The following is a 17,882-nucleotide window of genomic DNA, read 5'->3' as shown; positions in this document are numbered from 1 at the left end:
CATGTCAATGGAAAAAGAATACCCAATGACGAAAGCGGGGAAGGAGAAGCTCGAGCAAGAACTTGAATATTTAAAAACGGTGAAACGAAAAGAAGTCGTTGAGCGCATTCAAATTGCGCGCAGCTTCGGGGACTTATCGGAAAACTCGGAGTACGATGCAGCAAAAGATGAGCAAGCGTTCGTGGAGTCACGCATTCAAATGCTTGAAAATATGATTCGCAATGCGAAAATTATCGAAGAAGATTTAGAAAAGACAGATACCGTATCGCTTGGAAGAACGGTAACATTTATTGAGCTTCCAGATGGAGAAGAGGAATCGTATACGATCGTCGGTAGTGCAGAAGCTGATCCGTTCGAAGGGAAAATTTCAAACGACTCTCCAATTGCCAAATCGCTTATTGGTCGTCGCGTTGGTGAAGAAGTAACTGTTCATACACCTGGCGGCGACATGGTTGTCAAAATCGTTGCAGTCAAATAGGTTTTAAAATACAACACCTCGTCGACAATGAAGACGAGGTGTTTTTTATGGTAAAAAAACGAATGGTCATCATATTAATAATGATTCAACTAGCCATATTCGGTTTGATCGGTCGGCTCGTTCAATTACAACTTGTGAGCACCGAGTCGTTTCACGGGATAAACTTAATTGAAGCGAGCGTCGCTCAGCGCACCGAACAGCTCGTGATCGACGATGGACGCGGCGTATTCGTTGACCGAAACGGCCAGCCGCTCACATATGAATACATTCCGACGCTCGTTTTATTTCCATTCTTAAAGAAAATGGATTGGCCAATCGATCAAATTGCTGCGATTGTTTCCGTGCCAAAAGAAGTGTTGAACCGACAGCTAGAAGAGGCGAAAGGTCCGATCATTTTACATGATGGTCAACAGCCGATTCAACTACAACCGTGGCAAATGGAACGGATTAATGATTTGCGCATCCCAGGTGTGATTGCTGTTCATAAACAGTACGAACTCAAACAAAAATATGCGCAACATGTCATCGGTTTACTTGGAGAAAATGAAAAGGTGTTAAAAGAACGCTATGCGGATCGAAACTTATCTCCAAAAACAAAAATAGGGGTGTCTGGCTTACAAAGTTCATTTGATGAATTTTTAATTCCTGATGAGGAGACGAAGCTACTGTATCACGTAGACGCCCGTGGTGAGCCGTTGTTTAGCATGGATGTGAAATATACAGAGCAGGCGAATCCGTTTTATCCAATTACGGTACAAACGACGATTGATCGTACTCTGCAACAACGTGTTGAGCAAATCGTTGCACAACATGGCATGGAAAAAGGGGCGGTCGTTTTGCTCGATGTTCGAACGAATGATGTTGTTGCGTTAGCGAGCGCTCCCGCCATTGATGAACGAGATCCGTACAAAGATGGAGCGATGGAAAATAAGGCGCTTCTTCCGCAAGTGCCGGGATCTGTTTTTAAAATTGTCGTTGCAGCCGCAGCGCTTGAAAACGGGCTTGTTCACGGACAGACGTTTAACTGTGATCGTAAAATTAACGGTGAACAAGAAGAGAAAAAGAAAGGGATGCGCTCGTTTGAAGATAGTTTTGCGATTAGTTGCAATCGAACGTTTGGAGAGCTAGGAAAACAGCTCATTGCGATAGACGAAAATATGTTTGATGTATATGCTCGAAAGCTCGGTTTGCTTCCGCGCGTCGGTTGGGAAGGGGATGTGTATCATTTTTCATCATTTCGCCCGCTTCGTGAAGAGAAAAAAGGGAACATTTGGACAGATGAACGGGATAAAAAAATTCCTCTTGCCGTTGCCCAAACGTCCATTGGGCAAAAAGATGTGCGCCTCTCACCGCTTGCGGTGGCGAATATGATGGCAACGATTGCTCGCGGTGGTGAGGCAAAACAAGTGCGCATCACTAAGAAAATGATGTATAAAAATGGAACGACATTTTTCACATTTGATGAGAAGCGGCTAACGATGGATTCATTGCAGAAAGAGACGATCGACAAACTACAAGAGCTATTACAACTCGTTGTGACGCATCCGGAAGGGACTGGGCGTTCGTTTCAATCATTGCCATATGCCGTAGCAGGAAAATCAGGAACAGCAGAAACAGGGAAAGGAGAACTCGTAAATAAATGGTTTGCGGGTTATTTCCCAGCTGATCGTCCAAAATACGCGCTCGTTGTGGTACAATTAGAAACAACGTCATCTGCCTCCGTCACGAATGCCATTTTTGCTGATATCGTTCGCGTAACATATGATTTGGAAGAGAAAGGAAGGTATGAAGAGTGAGCAGCCGTTTTGCGAAACGTTCAAAACAAAGAAAAGTAAACCGCATATTGAATACGTTAATTACCATTGTATTTGCGCTTATTTTATTTTTTGGATGGAAATGGTTGTTCGCCAACGACCGACCGACAAAAGAAACGAATGCTTCGCCACAACCGGTTGAGGTGGAGACAAATGAGCCACCAAACGATGAGCAACCATCCGAAACGGAAACAGAAACAGATGAGCAACAATCGAACGACAACGTTGAAGAAACGGTTGTCGATGATCCAAACTCAAACGTTATTCGTGAAACTGTGAACCCGTCATGGCAACCGATCGGCACAACACAATCAGAGCCACACGTGACAACATACGAGAAAAACTCTGTTGATTGGAAAGAAATGATTGATGCGATTAGCTATGCGACAGGCATTTCATCTTCTGATCTGATCGTTTGGTTTATCGGAAATGGAGGAAGCCCGAATCACGCCGTTGCTACCGTTTCCAAAAAAGATAAAACAGAACATTATAAAGTGTTTATCGAATGGGTGACAAATGAAGGGTGGAAGCCAACAAAAGTACAGCAATTAAAAGAAATAGAGCGCCGTCCGTAACGCTCTATTTTTTTGCTTTAAAATGCACCATCGCACTATAAAGACGTTGCCCGTTTTCGAGCAGTTGCATTTGATAGGAAACATGATGTACTTCAAGCATAATCGCTTTGTTATGTTCAATTTGGTCGTTAATTTTTTTCTCTAACGTCGCTAAGTCTGTCGCTTCGAAAAATTCTACTTTATCTTGAATGAGATCAAACGTAATCATCGTCCTCCTCCTCTCTACACGTAGTTTAACACATTTCCATTGAACATCTAAAAAAAATGTGATAGATTGGGAACAGCAGTACATTTAATTCATACTATACTTATAGGAATTATTATATTTAATGGAGTGTGGCATCATGGGACGTGAGTTTTTAGACATCTTTGAAACGTGGGCACAATCGTACGATTCGTCAGTATACGGGCACGATGAGCAATATCGTGACGTATTTGACGGATATGAGACGATTTTAAATACAGTCGTTGAAAAAAGCGGTAACGTCGTGTTAGAGTTCGGCGTTGGGACAGGAAATTTAACGAAAAAACTAATTGAGGCGAATAAAACCGTATATGGCATTGAACCGTCTGCACCGATGCGTGAGCTCGCCAAAGAAAAACTCGGTCATGCGACGATTGAAGACGGAGACTTTTTACAGTTTCCATTGCCGAGCGAACCGATCGATACGATTGTAAGCACATATGCATTTCACCATTTAACAGATCAAGAAAAAGAAGAAGCGATCGGCAAATATAGCGCACTTCTTCGTAAAGGTGGTAAAATAGTGTTTGCTGATACAGCGTTTATTAACCACGAAGCGTACGAGGCGATGATCGCAGAAGCGAAACAAAAAGGATTCGTCGATTTAGCGGAAGACTTACAGCGCGAATATTACACGACAATTCCTGCCTTAGAGCATATGTTTACTACACACGGTTTTACGGTCACATTTACGCCGATGAATCGCTTCGTTTGGTTGATGGAGGCTGTCAAACAATAAGTGAAAGAGGTTGAAACGATGAACATAGCGATCATTGGAGCGATGGAAGAAGAAGTGGCGATTTTGCGCGAAAAAATTGCTAATCGAACGGAAACGACGGTAGCAAATTGTTCATTTTATAGCGGCACGTTAGACGGAGCGAACGTCGTTTTATTAAAATCAGGTATCGGTAAAGTGAATGCGGCGATGTCAACAACGATTTTGTTAGAGCGGTTTGCGCCAGATGTCGTCATTAACACAGGTTCAGCTGGCGGTTTTGCGCCGTCGCTAAACGTTGGCGATATCGTCATTTCAACAGAAGTTGTTCATCATGATGTAGATGTGACGGCATTCGGCTATGCGTACGGACAAGTGCCGGGCATGCCGGCGCGCTATGCGGCAGATGAGCGGTTAGTGCAAGCGGCTGAAACGAGCGCGGCGCATATTCGCGACATTCAAGTGGCAAAAGGATTAATTGCGACAGGCGATTCATTTATGCACGATCCAGCGCGCGTTGACTTTGTACGCACACAGTTTCCTGATTTATATGCTGTGGAAATGGAAGCGGCTGCGATTGCGCAAGTATGCCACCAATTTGGCGTCCCGTTTGTCGTCATTCGCGCGTTATCAGACATCGCTGGTAAAGAGTCGAACGTATCGTTTGAACAATTTTTACAAAAAGCAGCTCTTCACTCATCTGAACTTGTGCAATTAATGGTCAACAACCCAATGACTAAAGTCATGGGCTCGTAAGCCCCATGTTGACCAGACCAAGGCTTGAAACAGAGCCTACGTTATAGATGTCATGACACGTTCGGGTGCTTCTCCAGCCCGTTCCTCTGTCGTGCAAGGTTAAACAAGCGTGGTGGGTAGCGCTAGTGTCTTGCACATAACAAGCATCTATAACATGGTCGAGGAGAATATGACCTGCTTTATGCAGAGGAAAGGGGAGAACCCTATGGTTTTTGTGTTAGACACAAACAAACGTCCGCTTGCTCCTTGTCACGAAGCAGTTGCAAGAAAGCTGTTGAAACAAGGGAAGGCGGCGATTTACAGGCGATTTCCATTTACCATCATCTTGAAAAAATCAGTAGACGAATCAGAAATTAAAGCAACATATCGGCTAAAAATCGACTATGGAAGCAGGCATACAGGATTAGCGATTTTGCGAGGACAAGAAGTGGTATGGTTAGGGCAACTTGACCATCGCACAGACATCAAGGAAAGAATAGATAAAAGGCGTGCTTTTCGTCGAGCAAGACGAAATCGAAAAACAAGATACAGAAAACCACGCTTTCTGAACCGCAAGCGAAAGGAGGGATGGTTGCCACCATCGTTAGAGAGTCGTATGCAAAATATCAAAACATGGGTGGAACGTTTAAGGAAGATATGTCCGATTGAGCATATATCGTACGAGAACGCAAAGTTTGACACGCAACTCATGCGAAATCCTGAAATCAATGGTGTAGAGTATCAACAAGGTACGCTACAAGGATATGAAGTACGGGAGTATTTGCTTGAAAAGTTTGGGCGGAAGTGTTGTTATTGCGGAAAAGAAAATGTTCCACTTGAAGTGGAGCATATCATTCCAAAATCGAGAGGTGGAACAGACCGAGTGGATAACCTATGTCTTGCCTGTCATGACTGTAATCAGCGCAAAGGAAGTAAGACAGCAGAAGAATTCGGGTATCCACATATTCAAGAAATGGTCAAAAAAACGCTAAAAGACGCAAGTGTAGTGAATGCCACTCGATGGAAAGTGTATGAAGTGTTAAAACAAAGCGGATGCGAAGTAGAGTGTGGAACAGGCGCACGAACGAAAATGAATCGAATACGATTAGGACTACCGAAAATTCACTATTTTGACGCTTGTTGCGTGGGAAAAAGCACGCCACTCCAATTGCATTTCAAAACAAAAGAAGTGTTATTTATCAAGGCAAAAGGGCGTGGCAGTCGTTCACGCACAAACCTAGACAGATATGGCTTCCCAAGAGGTTATCTTGCAAGACAAAAATATTTCTTTGGTTTTCAAACAGGGGACATGGTTAAAGCCAACGTACCAAAAGGGAAATATCAAGGCGTTTGGTTTGGCGAAGTCGCATGTAGAAAGACTGGAAGTTTCGATATTAAAGGTAAGGACGGAAAGCGTATCGCACAAGGAATAAATTATAGATATGTCCAAGTCATTCAGCGATTTGACGGATATGCTTATGGAAAGGGGGTGGCGGAACTTGCATAAGGTGCAATTCCTCCCCGTGCCTAAAGGCAGGGGCTTCCTTGCGTAAGTTTCGTGAATGAATTAAATAAATAGGGAGAGGCATCCTCTCCTTCTTTTCATCTTTTGGGAGGTCACAACATGAAAGTAGCGAAAAACGTGCATGAATTGATCGGCCATACGCCAATCGTTGAAATTACGCAATTTCCGCTGCCAAAAGGGGTGCGCATATTTGCGAAATTGGAATATTTTAACCCGGGCGGAAGCGTCAAAGATCGTCTCGGTCAAGAATTGTTAAACGATGCGCTAGCGACAGGCAAGTTAAAAGAAGGTGGAACGATTATCGAGCCGACGGCAGGCAATACAGGGATCGGTCTTGCGCTTGCGGCGATCGGAAAAAACATTCGCGTCATTTTTTGCGTCCCCGAAAAGTTCAGCATCGAAAAACAACAACTCATGCGTGCACTTGGCGCAACCATCATCAATACGCCAACGAGCGAAGGAATGGCAGGGGCGATTCGGAAAGCGAAAGAGCTCGCCGCTGAAATTCCAAACTCCTATTGCCCACAACAGTTTGAAAATCCAGCTAACCCACGCACGTATTATAAAACGCTCGGACCAGAAATTTGGGAGCAACTGGACGGACAAATTGATGTTTTCGTTGCTGGTGCTGGATCAGGCGGCACATTTATGGGGACGGCGAAATTTCTAAAAGAGAAAAATGCGCGGATAAAAACGGTCATCGTTGAACCAGAAGGCTCGATTTTAAACGGTGGAGCACCGGGTTCACATCGCACCGAAGGCATCGGCATGGAATTTTTACCGTCATATATGGATACGAGTTATTTTGATGCCATCCATACGATTTTAGATGATGATGCGTTTCGTCGTGTTAAAGAGCTTGCGCAAAAAGAGGGATTGCTTGTCGGTAGTTCATCTGGTGCGGCGTTTCATGCGGCCTTACTCGAAGCAGAACAGGCGAAAGAAGGAACGAACATTGTCGTTGTTTTTCCAGATAGTAGCGAACGGTATTTAAGTAAAAACATTTACGAAGGCGGGATGTAACGTGAGAAGAAAAACGAAATTGATTCATGGTGGCATTGCTGGGGATGTGCATACAGGAGCCGTCTCGGTTCCGATTTATCAAGTGAGCACATATAAACATGAAGCGGTCGGCGTGCATAAAGGATATGAATATTCACGCACAGGCAACCCAACGCGGCATGCACTAGAGGAGCTTATTAAAGATGTGGAAGAAGGATATGCTGGCTTTGCGTTCAGTTCAGGCATGGCAGCCATTACTGCCGTCATGATGTTGTTCAATAGCGGCGATCACGTCATTTTAACAGATGACGTATATGGTGGCACATACCGCATCATGACGAAAGTGTTGAACCGTCTTGGCATTGCATCGACATTTGTCGATACGAGCGACCTAGCAAACATTGAAGCGCACATTCAACAAAACACGAAGGCGATTTATATTGAAACGCCAACGAATCCGCTATTGAAAATTACCGATATACAAGGGGCATCCGCGCTTGCGAAACGTCACGGACTACTAACGATCGTCGATAACACGTTTAGCACACCATATTGGCAAACGCCAATTGCGCTTGGTGCAGATATCGTCATTCATAGCGCAACAAAATATTTAGGTGGTCATAGCGACGTTGTCGCAGGGCTTGTCGTCGTTAATAGCGAACAACTTGCGACCGACTTGCACTTCATCCAAAACTCGACAGGTGGCATTCTCGGTCCGCAAGATTCATGGTTATTAATGCGTGGCATGAAGACGCTTGGCATTCGCATGGAAGAACATGAGGAAAATACAAGAAAAATTGTTGAATTTTTAACGAATCATCCAGTTGTTACACGCGTGTATTACCCTGGGCTTCCGTCACACCCAAATCATGACGTAGCGAAAAAACAAATGCGCGGCTTTGGCGGCATGGTATCATTTGACGTTGGGAGCGCCGAAAAAGCAGAACAAGTGTTGACGCGCGTCCGCTACTTTACGCTAGCGGAAAGTTTAGGAGCGGTGGAAAGTTTAATTTCCCTCCCTGCAAAAATGACGCACGCCTCCATTCCGAAAGAGCGTCGTGCTGAACTCGGCATTACGGACGGACTTATTCGCATTTCTGTTGGCTTAGAAGATGCGGATGATTTAATTGAAGATTTAGCACAAGCTTTGGCATAAATTACATCGCCCCCTTTCTCCGCTCCTATGATACATTGAAAAGAGGAAAGGGGGCGATCGGTTTGGACGAACAAAAGCAAAATTGGTTAGGAAAAGCGCGCGACTATAAAGCATATAGTCTCGTTTTATTTGCTGTTAGCGCCTTTTTATACATCGGCACACTCATTCCAGAAGCGATCGATGCAACAAAGCGCCCGCTCGTAATCGGAGGTGTATTCGTACTTATGCTTGCATCGATCATTTTCTCTCACCGCGCCAACACATATTTGCGCAAATTAGACAATGAACAGTAAATTCCCCTGTTTTCGTACAAAGAAAAAACATGTAAAATAAAAGAAAATGGGTAAAGGGGGAATAAACGATGATGTGGATGATTACAGGTCTAGTCATTACAGCTGTCATCGGTTTTGTTATTATCGCGGAAGTGAACGCCGAAGCATAAAACAGTCTCTAAACAGGAGACTGTTTTTAATAAAATTTATTTGTGATAAACTTCACAACTGTCGTCGACCTCCAATCATGCAAAAACCCCGGGGGATCGACGACAGTTTATTTTATGCGAATTTTTTAGCTGTATCAACGGACATAGACTATTGACTGAATTTTCAAATGTATGTATAATGATGTTGTATAGCTTTTCCATGTGTTGATATATCAACGCTTTTTTGGGGTTTGTATCGTACCTATGAGGAATTGAAACAGCGGCTTTGCCGCGAAAGGCTGGAGCGGAGCGGAAGTTTGTATCGTACCTATGAGGAATTGAAACTGCTCGAAAAGTGAGTTTATTTACCATTCTGGTCATGGTTTGTATCGTACCTATGAGGAATTGAAACTGTGTCAAGCTGATCGTATGATTGACAGGCAAATTAGTTTGTATCGTACCTATGAGGAATTGAAACTGATTTCGAGAGTGATCTTGGCGAGCGCGTGAAGGGTTTGTATCGTACCTATGAGGAATTGAAACTTGATAATGGAAATTTGGTTTTTCGCGCTGTCGAAGGTTTGTTTGTATCGTACCTATGAGGAATTGAAACAGTATGGTGGAACAAGTATTTTTTAAAGTCGATCAAAATGTTTGTATCGTACCTATGAGGAATTGAAACTCAATCCGATTTTCACATATGATTCTGAAACCACCTCGATGTTTGTATCGTACCTATGAGGAATTGAAACTTGAGCGTAAAGCTGAGGAAGCGTTGGAAATGGCGGGGTTTGTATCGTACCTATGAGGAATTGAAACATACTGTCATTATAGCAGACGGTTTCCCGTTTTGAAGTTTGTATCGTACCTATGAGGAATTGAAACCAGAATGCTTTTCGATCGTTGAAGGATTTTACTTGGCGGGTTTGTATCGTACCTATGAGGAATTGAAACTTTCTGTGGTGGACTTTGAAAAGCTCGATGCGGAGATGGGTTTGTATCGTACCTATGAGGAATTGAAACCCCATGCAGGAACGGTTCGTATTGCTGGAGAACCGAAGTTTGTATCGTACCTATGAGGAATTGAAACTCAACAGCTACGCTATTTCCGTAATAAAGAGCTTTTGCCGTTTGTATCGTACCTATGAGGAATTGAAATAATGGAATCACAATGTTGCCTCCTGCTAGATAAAATTTGTATCGTACCTATGAGGAATAGCGTTTTTTGTATTGAAAAGCAGGGATGTTTATGCCCTGCTTTTATTTTTTTGTTACAACTTTCAGAAAAGTATTGCGCAAAAACTAGTTCGTTTGTATCATCAGTAATATGAGGATATTTTTTGAAAAGGTGGATAAGGGATGAAACTACTAACATTTCTCGGCGCGAATGACTATCGTGAAACAACGTATCGTTTTCGGGAGCGTGTGCATACAGCAAAGTTTTTTCTATCTGTCCTTATTCAAGAACTGCAACCAGGTGAAATATACGTATTTATGACAGATGGGGCACGAGAGAAAAACGAAGCACCGTTGCTTGACGAATTAAACCGATACGGCGTAGATGAAAAGAAAGTGCATGCTGTATGCATTCCCGATGGGCAAACAGAAGAAGATTTATGGAATATTTTTTCTGTTATTGCTGATCATGTGTATGAACATGATGAAATCGTCCTTGATATTACGCACGGATTTCGGACGTTGCCGCTCGTTGGAACAATTAGTTTGCAATATTTGAAATTCGTGAAACAAGTACATATTGCTGGGGTATATTATGGAGCGTTTGAAGCAAGAAAAGCAGAGTACATCAATGGACAAGAAGTCGTTGTTGCTCCGACGTTTGATTTAACTCCTTTTGTTCACCACCTTCCTGAATGGCAGCGGGCAGCAAATGAATTGATGGCGTTTGGTGATGCGAAAACGCTTGGTTCATTGCTTGAATCATTACATAATCAGCTTCGAAAACAAAAAATAGCAGTAAATGAACTAAAGCGCTTTGGCAACTATGTTAACGATATTAGTGCGTATTTAAGGACAGGACGAATTAAGTCGTTTACCCAACTATTTGCGAAATCGGAAAACATATTGCAACAAGAGCAATTAGCAAAAGAAATTGGACAGTTCGTGCCGCCTGTCCGCTACATTTTTCATCAGCTTGTGAACTATATTCAATGTATCGCCCCGAAACAGTCGCGGTTGCATACATACTACGATTTAGCAATTTGGTATGGCGATCACCACTTACTTTCCCATTGTTTCATTATGTTGCGAGAGATGGTTGTCTCCCTCATATTAGAACATGTACTTGGCGAAATTGGACCGATGCCAGATGATCGTGAATTTCGCAACGATCCAATACGGAAAAAAGGCGAGCGACTGCTTACTACATTGTTAAAACAACAAAAAAAGAAACAGTTACGCAATCCATTGTTGAAAGAGCTTGCTGAAAAGCTTAATCGTTTGACAGATTATCGCAACGATCTCGGTCATTTTAGCTTCCGAACAGACCATGTTCCACCGAAAGCTTTTTATCGTTTCTACGAAGAAGAAATTAAATCTTACAAGTTATTTCAGTTTTTAGAAAATGAACAGCTGTGGAAAGAATTTAGAACATGGCATGAAGAACAAACGATAAAGGGAGAACCGAACGAAACCATTTTAATTACTCCACTAGGACTAAGTAAGGGATTGCTTTATAGTGCTATTGTGCACAATCAACCACAAGCGATATGGCTATTAACATCCAAAGAAAGTGCGAAGCAAGTGAACGATGTTTGTCAACAAGCCAACTTTCATGGGAACGTTCACGTGGTAGTGATGGAAGATCCGTATACAGATTTCAATTGTTGGCAAACGTATATGGAGCAGTTCGTTCATACAATAGAAACGGACAATCGTGTGCGCTTTGTTGTGAATTTAACAGGTGGTACGACGGCGATGCAATATGTTGTTCAACAAATAGCAGCAAAGTTAAAAGAAAAAGGCGAACATGTCCAATATGTTGCACAAGTCGACCGAAGACCTGTAAACGAGCAACAAGCAAACCCATACGTGCTTGGAGAACAAATGATTGTTGAAAGATGAGGGAAAAGCAATGTATCAAACGATCGTCATGACATGTGGTGTGTCGTTATTATCATTATCAGAAAAGAATGTATTTGCGAAAAAAACATCAGAGCTTTTACAGTTATTGTGTATTGGAAAAAGAGAATTTTCTGAGTTGTTGAGCAAACGACAAATTGATGATGAGACTCGTGAAGTTATATCAAAGTGGATTGATCAAACGAAAATGTATGTTGCGGAAGCGGAACGAGAACCGAATTCTGTCAGCGCTGAATATTCGATGATGTACGAGCTGAGAAAGCGAGGAAAACTCGGGAAATTTCCTCGTGTGGAACTTGTGCTAACAAATACGGTTGGTGGGAATATTGTCGAGCAATTGCTGCAACGGTTGTTTGAAGAGCATTTTTCTGCCTCTGTCGGTTCCTCATACGTCGATATTGACGTTAGTGAGCCAAAGCAAATGAATCGAATATTAGGGGAATATATGCAAAAAGTGAGTGAAAAGCTTTCGCAAGGCGAGCCGTCTTCGACATGCTTCGCCCCACTTGGTGGATACAAAATCATGACGGCACTTGGCTACATCGTCGGTTCATTTTTAGGCTACCCGACAGCTTATTTATACGAAAATAGTCAAATCATTCATGAAATTCCACCTATCCCTATTCATTTAGATGATCGTTTTGTTCAGCAACATATCGATCTTTTAAGACGATGTCGCGTAGATGCCATACATATGGATGAATTGTCGTATCGAGAACATCAAGTCATTTCAACGTATTCATCCATCTTTCAACAAGAAGAAGGGTACGTATATTTAACACCTTTTGGCGAATTTCTGCTAGAACATGAGAGATATAAACATTTATTTGAAACGAAGTATTTCGCTACGAAACAAGTGATAAAAATGATAGAAAAAGATAAACAGTTCTCCATAGATCAAATAAAAGAACTTGTAAAAAAGCTAAAGTATGCAGAAAGAATCATTCCAGACTTACAACATGAGAAAGAATTTGAAAAAATTGATCAAAGAAAAGTAAAGTTTCATTTGTATAAATCGATCACAGGAAAAGTATTCCGTCTCGCCTATCAGTACGATGAAGCTGAAGATCAGTTATATGCTAACTATTTATGGTTTGATCATAAGCAATACGAACGGGAAGCAGAGAAAGGTGTCGGACTGTACGAAGCATATGATGAATTTCAAGACGTTACGCATCTTATTCTCGGAAACACAATTAAGTGAGGGGAAAGATAATGAATCATTCAGCCATTTGCAAACGGTCATATGATATGGAACTAATTACCCCCCTCGCCATGCATGGGGCGAATCCGAAGCAACAGGCGGAATTTCGCATCGCATCATGGCGCGGTGTGTTGCGGTATTGGTGGCGAACACTTCAAGAAGAAAATAACAATGAAACGTTGCTAAAAAAGGAAGAGACGTTGTTTGGCGGAACGATGATCAACAAACAAAAATCACCTGTTGCTTTTGTGCTAGAAAAAAAGATGGTGAGCGCCAAAAAAGAAAATGTTCTTCCGCATAAACAAGGGACTGCTGTTCCAGCGATTCCGAGCGGCTGCTCTGTAACGATAACGATGCAAGCGCGCAACCGACACGAACAGCTCGTGCACACGTATGATTTGTATGTGCAATATATGCTTCATCTCGCTGGCATGGGACAGCGGGCGCGGCGCGGATTTGGTGCAATGCAATGGGCAGAGCACCAATGGGAAAGCGTTGCTCAATTTTCGCATAGCTTACAACAAATTCTTCAACAGTTGCGCGTAAGTGATGCGTTTACGTTTTCCCATGAAGGATGTGTAGTAAAGCGAAAAAGGGATGTAAAAACAAGCTATCCGGTATTGTCGGCCGTTTGGGTCGGAAAGGGAGAGAAATCTCCACAAAGTATATTAGTCAAGTTTGGGAAAGCGTCGCACGAAGCGAACGGTCGTGGGGATCTTGGGTGTGTGAGCCAGAAAAAATGGGCGTCATTCCCGAAAAAATGGGCTTCTCCGTTGTGGTGCACCGTAAGAAAAATGGGCGACTTATACTATCCAATTATTACAGAAGTGAAAGCAAATGATGAACGATATACGAATAAAAACTATGAGCGTCAACGAGACGAGTTTTTGAAAATAGTCGGGGTGAAATTATGACGAACCGCCATGTCGTGATTTTTACAATTGGTCCTGTGCAGTCATTTATTGCTTCCGCGCGAAGAACAGAGGATTTATGGAGCGGAAGTTACATTCTTTCTTATTTAGCACGGGAAGCGATGAAAGTGTTGTATCAAATGGATGAAACAACGGAAATGGTATTTCCGAAAGTTTCGAAAGAAGAGTTAAATAAGCCAAATGTAAAAAACTTTCATATTGCATCCATTCCGAACCGTTTTACTACGATCGTCCAAGGAAGTGCAGAGCAAGTATACGCTCGGTTAAAGGAAGTGGAACAAAGCGTACGCAACATTTTTACGGACTTTTGTTTTCAAGCGATCGAAGAAGTGTTTCATTCTTTAAGCGACGAAGAAAAAGAAAAATTAAAGCGCTTAACCGAAAAGCAAATTCTCTCATTTTTAGAAATATATTGGGTGATTGAACCGTATGGAGATGAACCATTTAACAAGGTGCGAGAGCAGGCAGAGAAACGCCTTGGAGCGTTAAAAAACGAAAAAACGTTTGAATATGTGCCGCAAACAAGTTTCGTTTGCACGGTTTGTAAAGAACGAGAGGCGCTTTGTCTTGATGACATTCATCCGAATGATCGGTACGGTACGATTAAGCAAAAGTTAGTTAAGACGTGGAGTAGACGCGCTTACGAGTACAGAGAAAACGAAGAAAAACAAACAGGAAAAATTAAAGATTCAGAGTTTTTATGTGGCGTTTGTTTAGGAAAACGCGCAGCTCGCTCTTATTTTGAGGAGAAGTTTAAACAAGCAGGAGCGAAATTCCGCTCATTCCCTTCTGTATTGGACATCGGTCACGGAAACTATTATGCCATCATTATGATGGATGGAGACAACATGGGAAAATTGTTTAGCGGCGACAAAGAACGTGCGTATAGTGAAGTGAGTGAAAAACTTGCGCGTTTTGCGCAACAACATGTTCCGCATATTGTCGAAAAACATGATGGCAAGCTCGTTTATGCGGGCGGAGATGATGTGCTTGCGTTTGTCCCTGTTGACAAAGCGTTAATAATCGCAGAACAGTTACGCTTTGCGTTTAGCGATCAAGAAAAGGGACTTGGCAAGGAAGCAACCGCTTCGTTTGGCGTGATTATCGGGCATAAAAAAGCACCACTACATATGTTGCTTGATGGGGTGCGCAAATTAGAGAAAAAGGCGAAAAGCTACCGAAAAGAAAAAGATGCGCTCGCTCTTTCGATTTATATGGGAGCAGGAGAGATTTTAGAAACGGTGTTGCCATGGAAAATTGAACATGAAACAACGTCGCAATTATTACTAAAATTCGTCGACTTGCTTCATACGACATTATCATCGACGTTTATTTATCGCTTTTTAGAGGCATTTTCCCCGTTATTAGAGCAAGGAGGAAAGTGGAAGGAAAACGATATGCTTCGTCTCGAGCTTTATCGTTTATTACACCGCTCGAAGCGTGAAGGAGCTAAACATGTCGATGTTCGTCCATACGTCGAAGATTTAATGAAATTGCACGACGTAGCAAAAACAGGATATGACTTTTTATATTTGTTAAAGATGTTGACGTTTTTTAGAAGGAAGGAGGGGGAGAAAAAGTGAGATTGTCGTTACAACCAATTGACACGTTTTTTTTCAAAACACATCACGTGACAGAAGCAGGGGAGCATACGGTGATGGAATCGATGTTTCCACCGCGTCCAAGCACCGTTTACGGTGCGTTGCGCGCAGCGTACATTCATGCTCATGCGTCGTTTGACGAATTTGCACAAGGGACGAATGAACAGGTGCGTCTGTGGATGGGGACACCAGAGAATTACGGAGAGTTTCGTCTCCAATATTGCACGCTATACCGAAATGAGCCGTTTTTGCCGCTACCGCTTGATTATCAATTGATCGAAGAAGATGGTAAACTATCAGCTCACTCTCTTCAACTATCAAAAGATAACGGGCTATCATCCGTTTCAAATCCGTGGCGTTTAATTGCGACAAAACGAGCGAAGACGAAAGACGCGAAACATCATTGTGTAAGCATGACACATTGGAAACAAGCGTTGCTAGATGGAAGAGAAATGACAGACATTATCTCGTTATCTTCCATCGTTATTCCGGAAGAAAAAGTGGGCATCCAGCTTAACACGTATGCTCGGATAACAGAGAAAGGCCAACTATATCGTGCGACGCATTACCGTTTTCACGATGGATGGGAGCTTGCGGCATATGTTGAGAACGCCCCTGATTTTTCAAACGTTTCGTTTGCGCGCATCGGTGGAGAAAATCGTCCATGGGTCGTGCAGCAACAAAATGATTCGTTCTCATTGTGGAATGAAAAGGAAAAAGAAAAAATAGCAAGTCGCATTCGTCAAACGAAAAAAGCGAAAATCGTATTTCTTTCCCCTGCAATTTTCGCAGGTGGCACTCGCCCGCGCCAATTTGACGGAGAATATGTAACGTTACCGAATGGACTCAAGGTGAAGTGGCTAGCAGGCGCAATCGGACGTTCAGAGCTTTACGGTGGCTGGGATATCGTTCGTCACCGTCCGAAAGAGCGCATGCCGATGATTCCAGCAGGTTCTGTCATCTACGTGGAAATCGACAGTGAAGAACATATTCCGCATCTTATGGAACTAGCAAACGGTATGCATTTTACGGATGAAAACGCACACGAAGGATTCGGTTTCGCTACGATTACAAGCGCAAATGAAAGCAAGGAGGAGTTATAACATGTATTCAATTGTACAACCATTTTTATTGCACGCAGTTACATCTGTTCATGCAGGAAGCGGAAGTGAAATTGGGTTAGTCGACTTACCGATCCAACGCGAAAAACATACAGGATTTCCGAAAATCGAAAGTTCTTCGTTGAAAGGAGCGCTTCGTTACCATATGAAGCTTTCTGCAAATGGAAACAAAGATGAAGAAAAAAAACTAGAACTCATTTTCGGTGGAGAAAAAGGTGACGACAATAATACAGTTGCAAGTGCTACCGCGTTAAGTGATGCACGCATCCTTCTTTTCCCTGTCAAATCGATGCGCGGTGTTTTCGCTTGGGTGACATGCCCACAAGTGATTCAACGTTGGAACTATGAGATGAGTATGCATAAAAAAGACGCCCTTGCTCTCCCTGTTCCGAAAGAAAATACGTGCAGCACAACGAAACTGCTTGTTGGAAAAAGTGAACTCGTGCTCGAAGAATATACGTTTTCTGTTCAAGTGGATGAAAATACAAAAGCGATCGCTCAACGAATTGAACAATGGCTCGGGGTGCATGTATGCATTCCTATTGTCGATCGCCTCGTTGTGTTGTCCGATGATGATTTTGCTGACTTTGTTCAATTGTCAACAGAAGTCAATGCGCGCATTAAAATTAATGACGAAACAGGAACAGTGGACGAAGGGGCGCTTTGGTACGAAGAAAACGTGCCCCCAGAAACAATTTTTTATAGTTTTTTATATGTTGGTAATCCACGTAAAAAAGATGAGCACTTAAAAGATGACAAACAAATTTATACGTACTTAGTAGGTGAGCGTAAGTTCCCAGAAGTATTTCAATTAGGTGGAAATAGCACATTAGGACGCGGAATGATGAGAACGATTTGGCTAGGGGTGTGAGAGGGATGAAAACGACACGTGTTGGAATTGAAAATGGCCGTGCTACATTTGCGTTTGAGGCAGTAAAAAAAGCGAAAGAAGGCGGAGTGAAAGATTTTAAGGCGTATCGGTCTTATGTGAAAAAAATGCCTTCGCTTATTCAAGTGAACGGCTTTGGACAAGCGCTTGCTTTTTGTTTTCAAAAAGGGAAAGAATATGATGCGATTTATAGCACATTGCGAGATTGGTTAAAAGAAAAGTATAAAGACAAATTCAAAGATAAAGAGTTTGTCGAGGTAGTGATTAGTTTATCAAGTGCTGAATATCGCGCATGGACGATGGAAGCATTAGCGTTGTTAAACTGGATGCGTAAGTTTGCAGACGGCATGGCAAAGCAAGGAGAGTGAACT

Annotated in this window: 17 protein-coding genes and 1 CRISPR repeat array; of the genes, 16 read left to right on the top strand and 1 reads right to left on the bottom strand. The window is 42.6% G+C overall.

Going from position 1 to position 17,882, the window contains the following annotated elements; translation table 11 throughout:
* The first annotated feature begins 1 nt into the window (after position 1).
* The 3 genes from greA to NST18_RS10100 are packed head-to-tail and all read left to right on the top strand — an operon-like array spanning position 2 to position 2,867.
* On the top strand, positions 2-478 hold the full coding sequence (greA, locus tag NST18_RS10110) for a transcription elongation factor GreA (RefSeq protein ID WP_004889325.1): 477 nt from the start codon (positions 2-4) through the stop codon (positions 476-478).
* Positions 479-525: 47 nt separating this feature from the next.
* Entirely contained in the window at positions 526-2,274 is a 1,749-nt protein-coding gene (locus NST18_RS10105; RefSeq protein ID WP_004889327.1) for a peptidoglycan D,D-transpeptidase FtsI family protein, read from the top strand.
* Complete coding sequence (locus NST18_RS10100; protein ID WP_004889332.1) at positions 2,271-2,867, top strand: YrrS family protein; 597 nt, start codon at positions 2,271-2,273, stop codon at positions 2,865-2,867. The genes NST18_RS10105 and NST18_RS10100 overlap by 4 nt, the downstream gene beginning before the upstream one ends.
* A gap of 4 nt (positions 2,868-2,871) precedes the next feature.
* Here the strand turns inward: NST18_RS10100 and NST18_RS10095 are convergent, their stop codons facing one another.
* Positions 2,872-3,075, bottom strand: coding sequence for a DUF2536 family protein (locus NST18_RS10095; RefSeq protein ID WP_035018511.1), 204 nt, complete (start codon positions 3,073-3,075; stop codon positions 2,872-2,874).
* Between the two features lie 136 nt (positions 3,076-3,211).
* On the opposite strand from NST18_RS10095, the gene NST18_RS10090 reads away from it, so the two are divergent.
* The 13 genes from NST18_RS10090 (at position 3,212) to cmr5 (ending at position 17,879) form a co-directional block, all read left to right on the top strand.
* Positions 3,212-3,850, top strand: a complete 639-nt coding sequence (locus NST18_RS10090) for a class I SAM-dependent methyltransferase (protein WP_004889334.1) — start codon at positions 3,212-3,214, stop codon at positions 3,848-3,850.
* Positions 3,851-3,868: 18 nt separating this feature from the next.
* On the top strand, positions 3,869-4,582 hold the full coding sequence (gene mtnN, locus NST18_RS10085; protein ID WP_064214551.1) for a 5'-methylthioadenosine/S-adenosylhomocysteine nucleosidase: 714 nt from the start codon (positions 3,869-3,871) through the stop codon (positions 4,580-4,582).
* 205 nt (positions 4,583-4,787) lie between these two features.
* A complete protein-coding gene (iscB, locus tag NST18_RS10080) occupies positions 4,788-6,068 on the top strand; it encodes an RNA-guided endonuclease IscB (RefSeq protein ID WP_340721637.1) in 1,281 nt (426 codons plus the stop codon).
* Positions 6,069-6,185: 117 nt separating this feature from the next.
* The gene (locus NST18_RS10075) at positions 6,186-7,109 is read left to right on the top strand and encodes a PLP-dependent cysteine synthase family protein (RefSeq protein WP_004889342.1); all 924 of its coding nucleotides are present in this window, start codon (positions 6,186-6,188) and stop codon (positions 7,107-7,109) included.
* 1 nt (position 7,110) lies between these two features.
* Positions 7,111-8,244 (top strand): bifunctional cystathionine gamma-lyase/homocysteine desulfhydrase, encoded by a 1,134-nt coding sequence (locus NST18_RS10070; protein ID WP_004889344.1) that lies wholly within the window; start codon positions 7,111-7,113, stop codon positions 8,242-8,244.
* Positions 8,245-8,306: 62 nt separating this feature from the next.
* Entirely contained in the window at positions 8,307-8,537 is a 231-nt protein-coding gene (locus NST18_RS10065) for a YrhC family protein (protein WP_003396153.1), read from the top strand.
* A gap of 377 nt (positions 8,538-8,914) precedes the next feature.
* Positions 8,915-9,888: a CRISPR direct-repeat array (repeat unit 30 nt; unit sequence GTTTGTATCGTACCTATGAGGAATTGAAAC).
* Between the two features lie 136 nt (positions 9,889-10,024).
* The gene (gene csx2, locus NST18_RS10060) at positions 10,025-11,746 is read left to right on the top strand and encodes a TIGR02221 family CRISPR-associated protein (RefSeq protein ID WP_340720677.1); all 1,722 of its coding nucleotides are present in this window, start codon (positions 10,025-10,027) and stop codon (positions 11,744-11,746) included.
* 10 nt (positions 11,747-11,756) lie between these two features.
* The gene (locus tag NST18_RS10055) at positions 11,757-12,968 is read left to right on the top strand and encodes a CRISPR-associated protein, Csm6 family (RefSeq protein WP_004889349.1); all 1,212 of its coding nucleotides are present in this window, start codon (positions 11,757-11,759) and stop codon (positions 12,966-12,968) included.
* A gap of 11 nt (positions 12,969-12,979) precedes the next feature.
* Positions 12,980-13,882 (top strand): type III-B CRISPR module RAMP protein Cmr1, encoded by a 903-nt coding sequence (gene cmr1, locus NST18_RS10050; RefSeq protein ID WP_064214010.1) that lies wholly within the window; start codon positions 12,980-12,982, stop codon positions 13,880-13,882.
* Positions 13,879-15,483: a type III-B CRISPR-associated protein Cas10/Cmr2 gene (cas10, locus tag NST18_RS10045; RefSeq protein WP_004889353.1), complete on the top strand. Its 1,605-nt coding sequence runs from the start codon at positions 13,879-13,881 to the stop codon at positions 15,481-15,483. The genes cmr1 and cas10 overlap by 4 nt, the downstream gene beginning before the upstream one ends.
* Positions 15,480-16,604 carry a type III-B CRISPR module-associated protein Cmr3 gene (cmr3, locus tag NST18_RS10040; RefSeq protein ID WP_035018521.1) on the top strand — a complete coding sequence of 375 codons (1,125 nt, stop codon included), beginning with the start codon at positions 15,480-15,482 and terminating at the stop codon, positions 16,602-16,604. The genes cas10 and cmr3 overlap by 4 nt, the downstream gene beginning before the upstream one ends.
* Before the next feature lies 1 nt (position 16,605).
* The gene (gene cmr4, locus NST18_RS10035) at positions 16,606-17,493 is read left to right on the top strand and encodes a type III-B CRISPR module RAMP protein Cmr4 (protein ID WP_004889356.1); all 888 of its coding nucleotides are present in this window, start codon (positions 16,606-16,608) and stop codon (positions 17,491-17,493) included.
* A 5-nt stretch (positions 17,494-17,498) separates the two neighbouring features.
* The gene (gene cmr5 / locus NST18_RS10030) at positions 17,499-17,879 is read left to right on the top strand and encodes a type III-B CRISPR module-associated protein Cmr5 (protein WP_004889358.1); all 381 of its coding nucleotides are present in this window, start codon (positions 17,499-17,501) and stop codon (positions 17,877-17,879) included.
* Positions 17,880-17,882: the final 3 nt, after the last annotated feature.

Origin of the sequence: Anoxybacillus sp. FSL W8-0104 (genome assembly GCF_038004465.1) — a bacterium.
Lineage (GTDB): Bacteria > Bacillota > Bacilli > Bacillales > Anoxybacillaceae > Anoxybacillus > Anoxybacillus flavithermus_G.
The sequence above is the reverse complement of the archived record's forward strand: the minus strand, read 5'-3'. Positions and strand labels throughout refer to the sequence as shown.

Excerpts from the sequence above, each read along its gene's own strand:
- greA (WP_004889325.1), top strand. The coding sequence starts at position 2 with ATGTCAATGGAAAAAGAATACCCAATGACGAAAGCGGGGAAGGAGAAG.
- NST18_RS10105 (WP_004889327.1), top strand. The coding sequence starts at position 526 with ATGGTAAAAAAACGAATGGTCATCATATTAATAATGATTCAACTAGCC.
- NST18_RS10095 (WP_035018511.1), bottom strand. The coding sequence starts at position 3,075 with ATGATTACGTTTGATCTCATTCAAGATAAAGTAGAATTTTTCGAAGCG.
- NST18_RS10090 (WP_004889334.1), top strand. The coding sequence starts at position 3,212 with ATGGGACGTGAGTTTTTAGACATCTTTGAAACGTGGGCACAATCGTAC.
- mtnN (WP_064214551.1), top strand. The coding sequence starts at position 3,869 with ATGAACATAGCGATCATTGGAGCGATGGAAGAAGAAGTGGCGATTTTG.
- iscB (WP_340721637.1), top strand. The coding sequence starts at position 4,788 with ATGGTTTTTGTGTTAGACACAAACAAACGTCCGCTTGCTCCTTGTCAC.
- NST18_RS10075 (WP_004889342.1), top strand. The coding sequence starts at position 6,186 with ATGAAAGTAGCGAAAAACGTGCATGAATTGATCGGCCATACGCCAATC.
- csx2 (WP_340720677.1), top strand. The coding sequence starts at position 10,025 with ATGAAACTACTAACATTTCTCGGCGCGAATGACTATCGTGAAACAACG.
- NST18_RS10055 (WP_004889349.1), top strand. The coding sequence starts at position 11,757 with ATGTATCAAACGATCGTCATGACATGTGGTGTGTCGTTATTATCATTA.
- cmr1 (WP_064214010.1), top strand. The coding sequence starts at position 12,980 with ATGAATCATTCAGCCATTTGCAAACGGTCATATGATATGGAACTAATT.
- cas10 (WP_004889353.1), top strand. The coding sequence starts at position 13,879 with ATGACGAACCGCCATGTCGTGATTTTTACAATTGGTCCTGTGCAGTCA.
- cmr4 (WP_004889356.1), top strand. The coding sequence starts at position 16,606 with ATGTATTCAATTGTACAACCATTTTTATTGCACGCAGTTACATCTGTT.
- cmr5 (WP_004889358.1), top strand. The coding sequence starts at position 17,499 with ATGAAAACGACACGTGTTGGAATTGAAAATGGCCGTGCTACATTTGCG.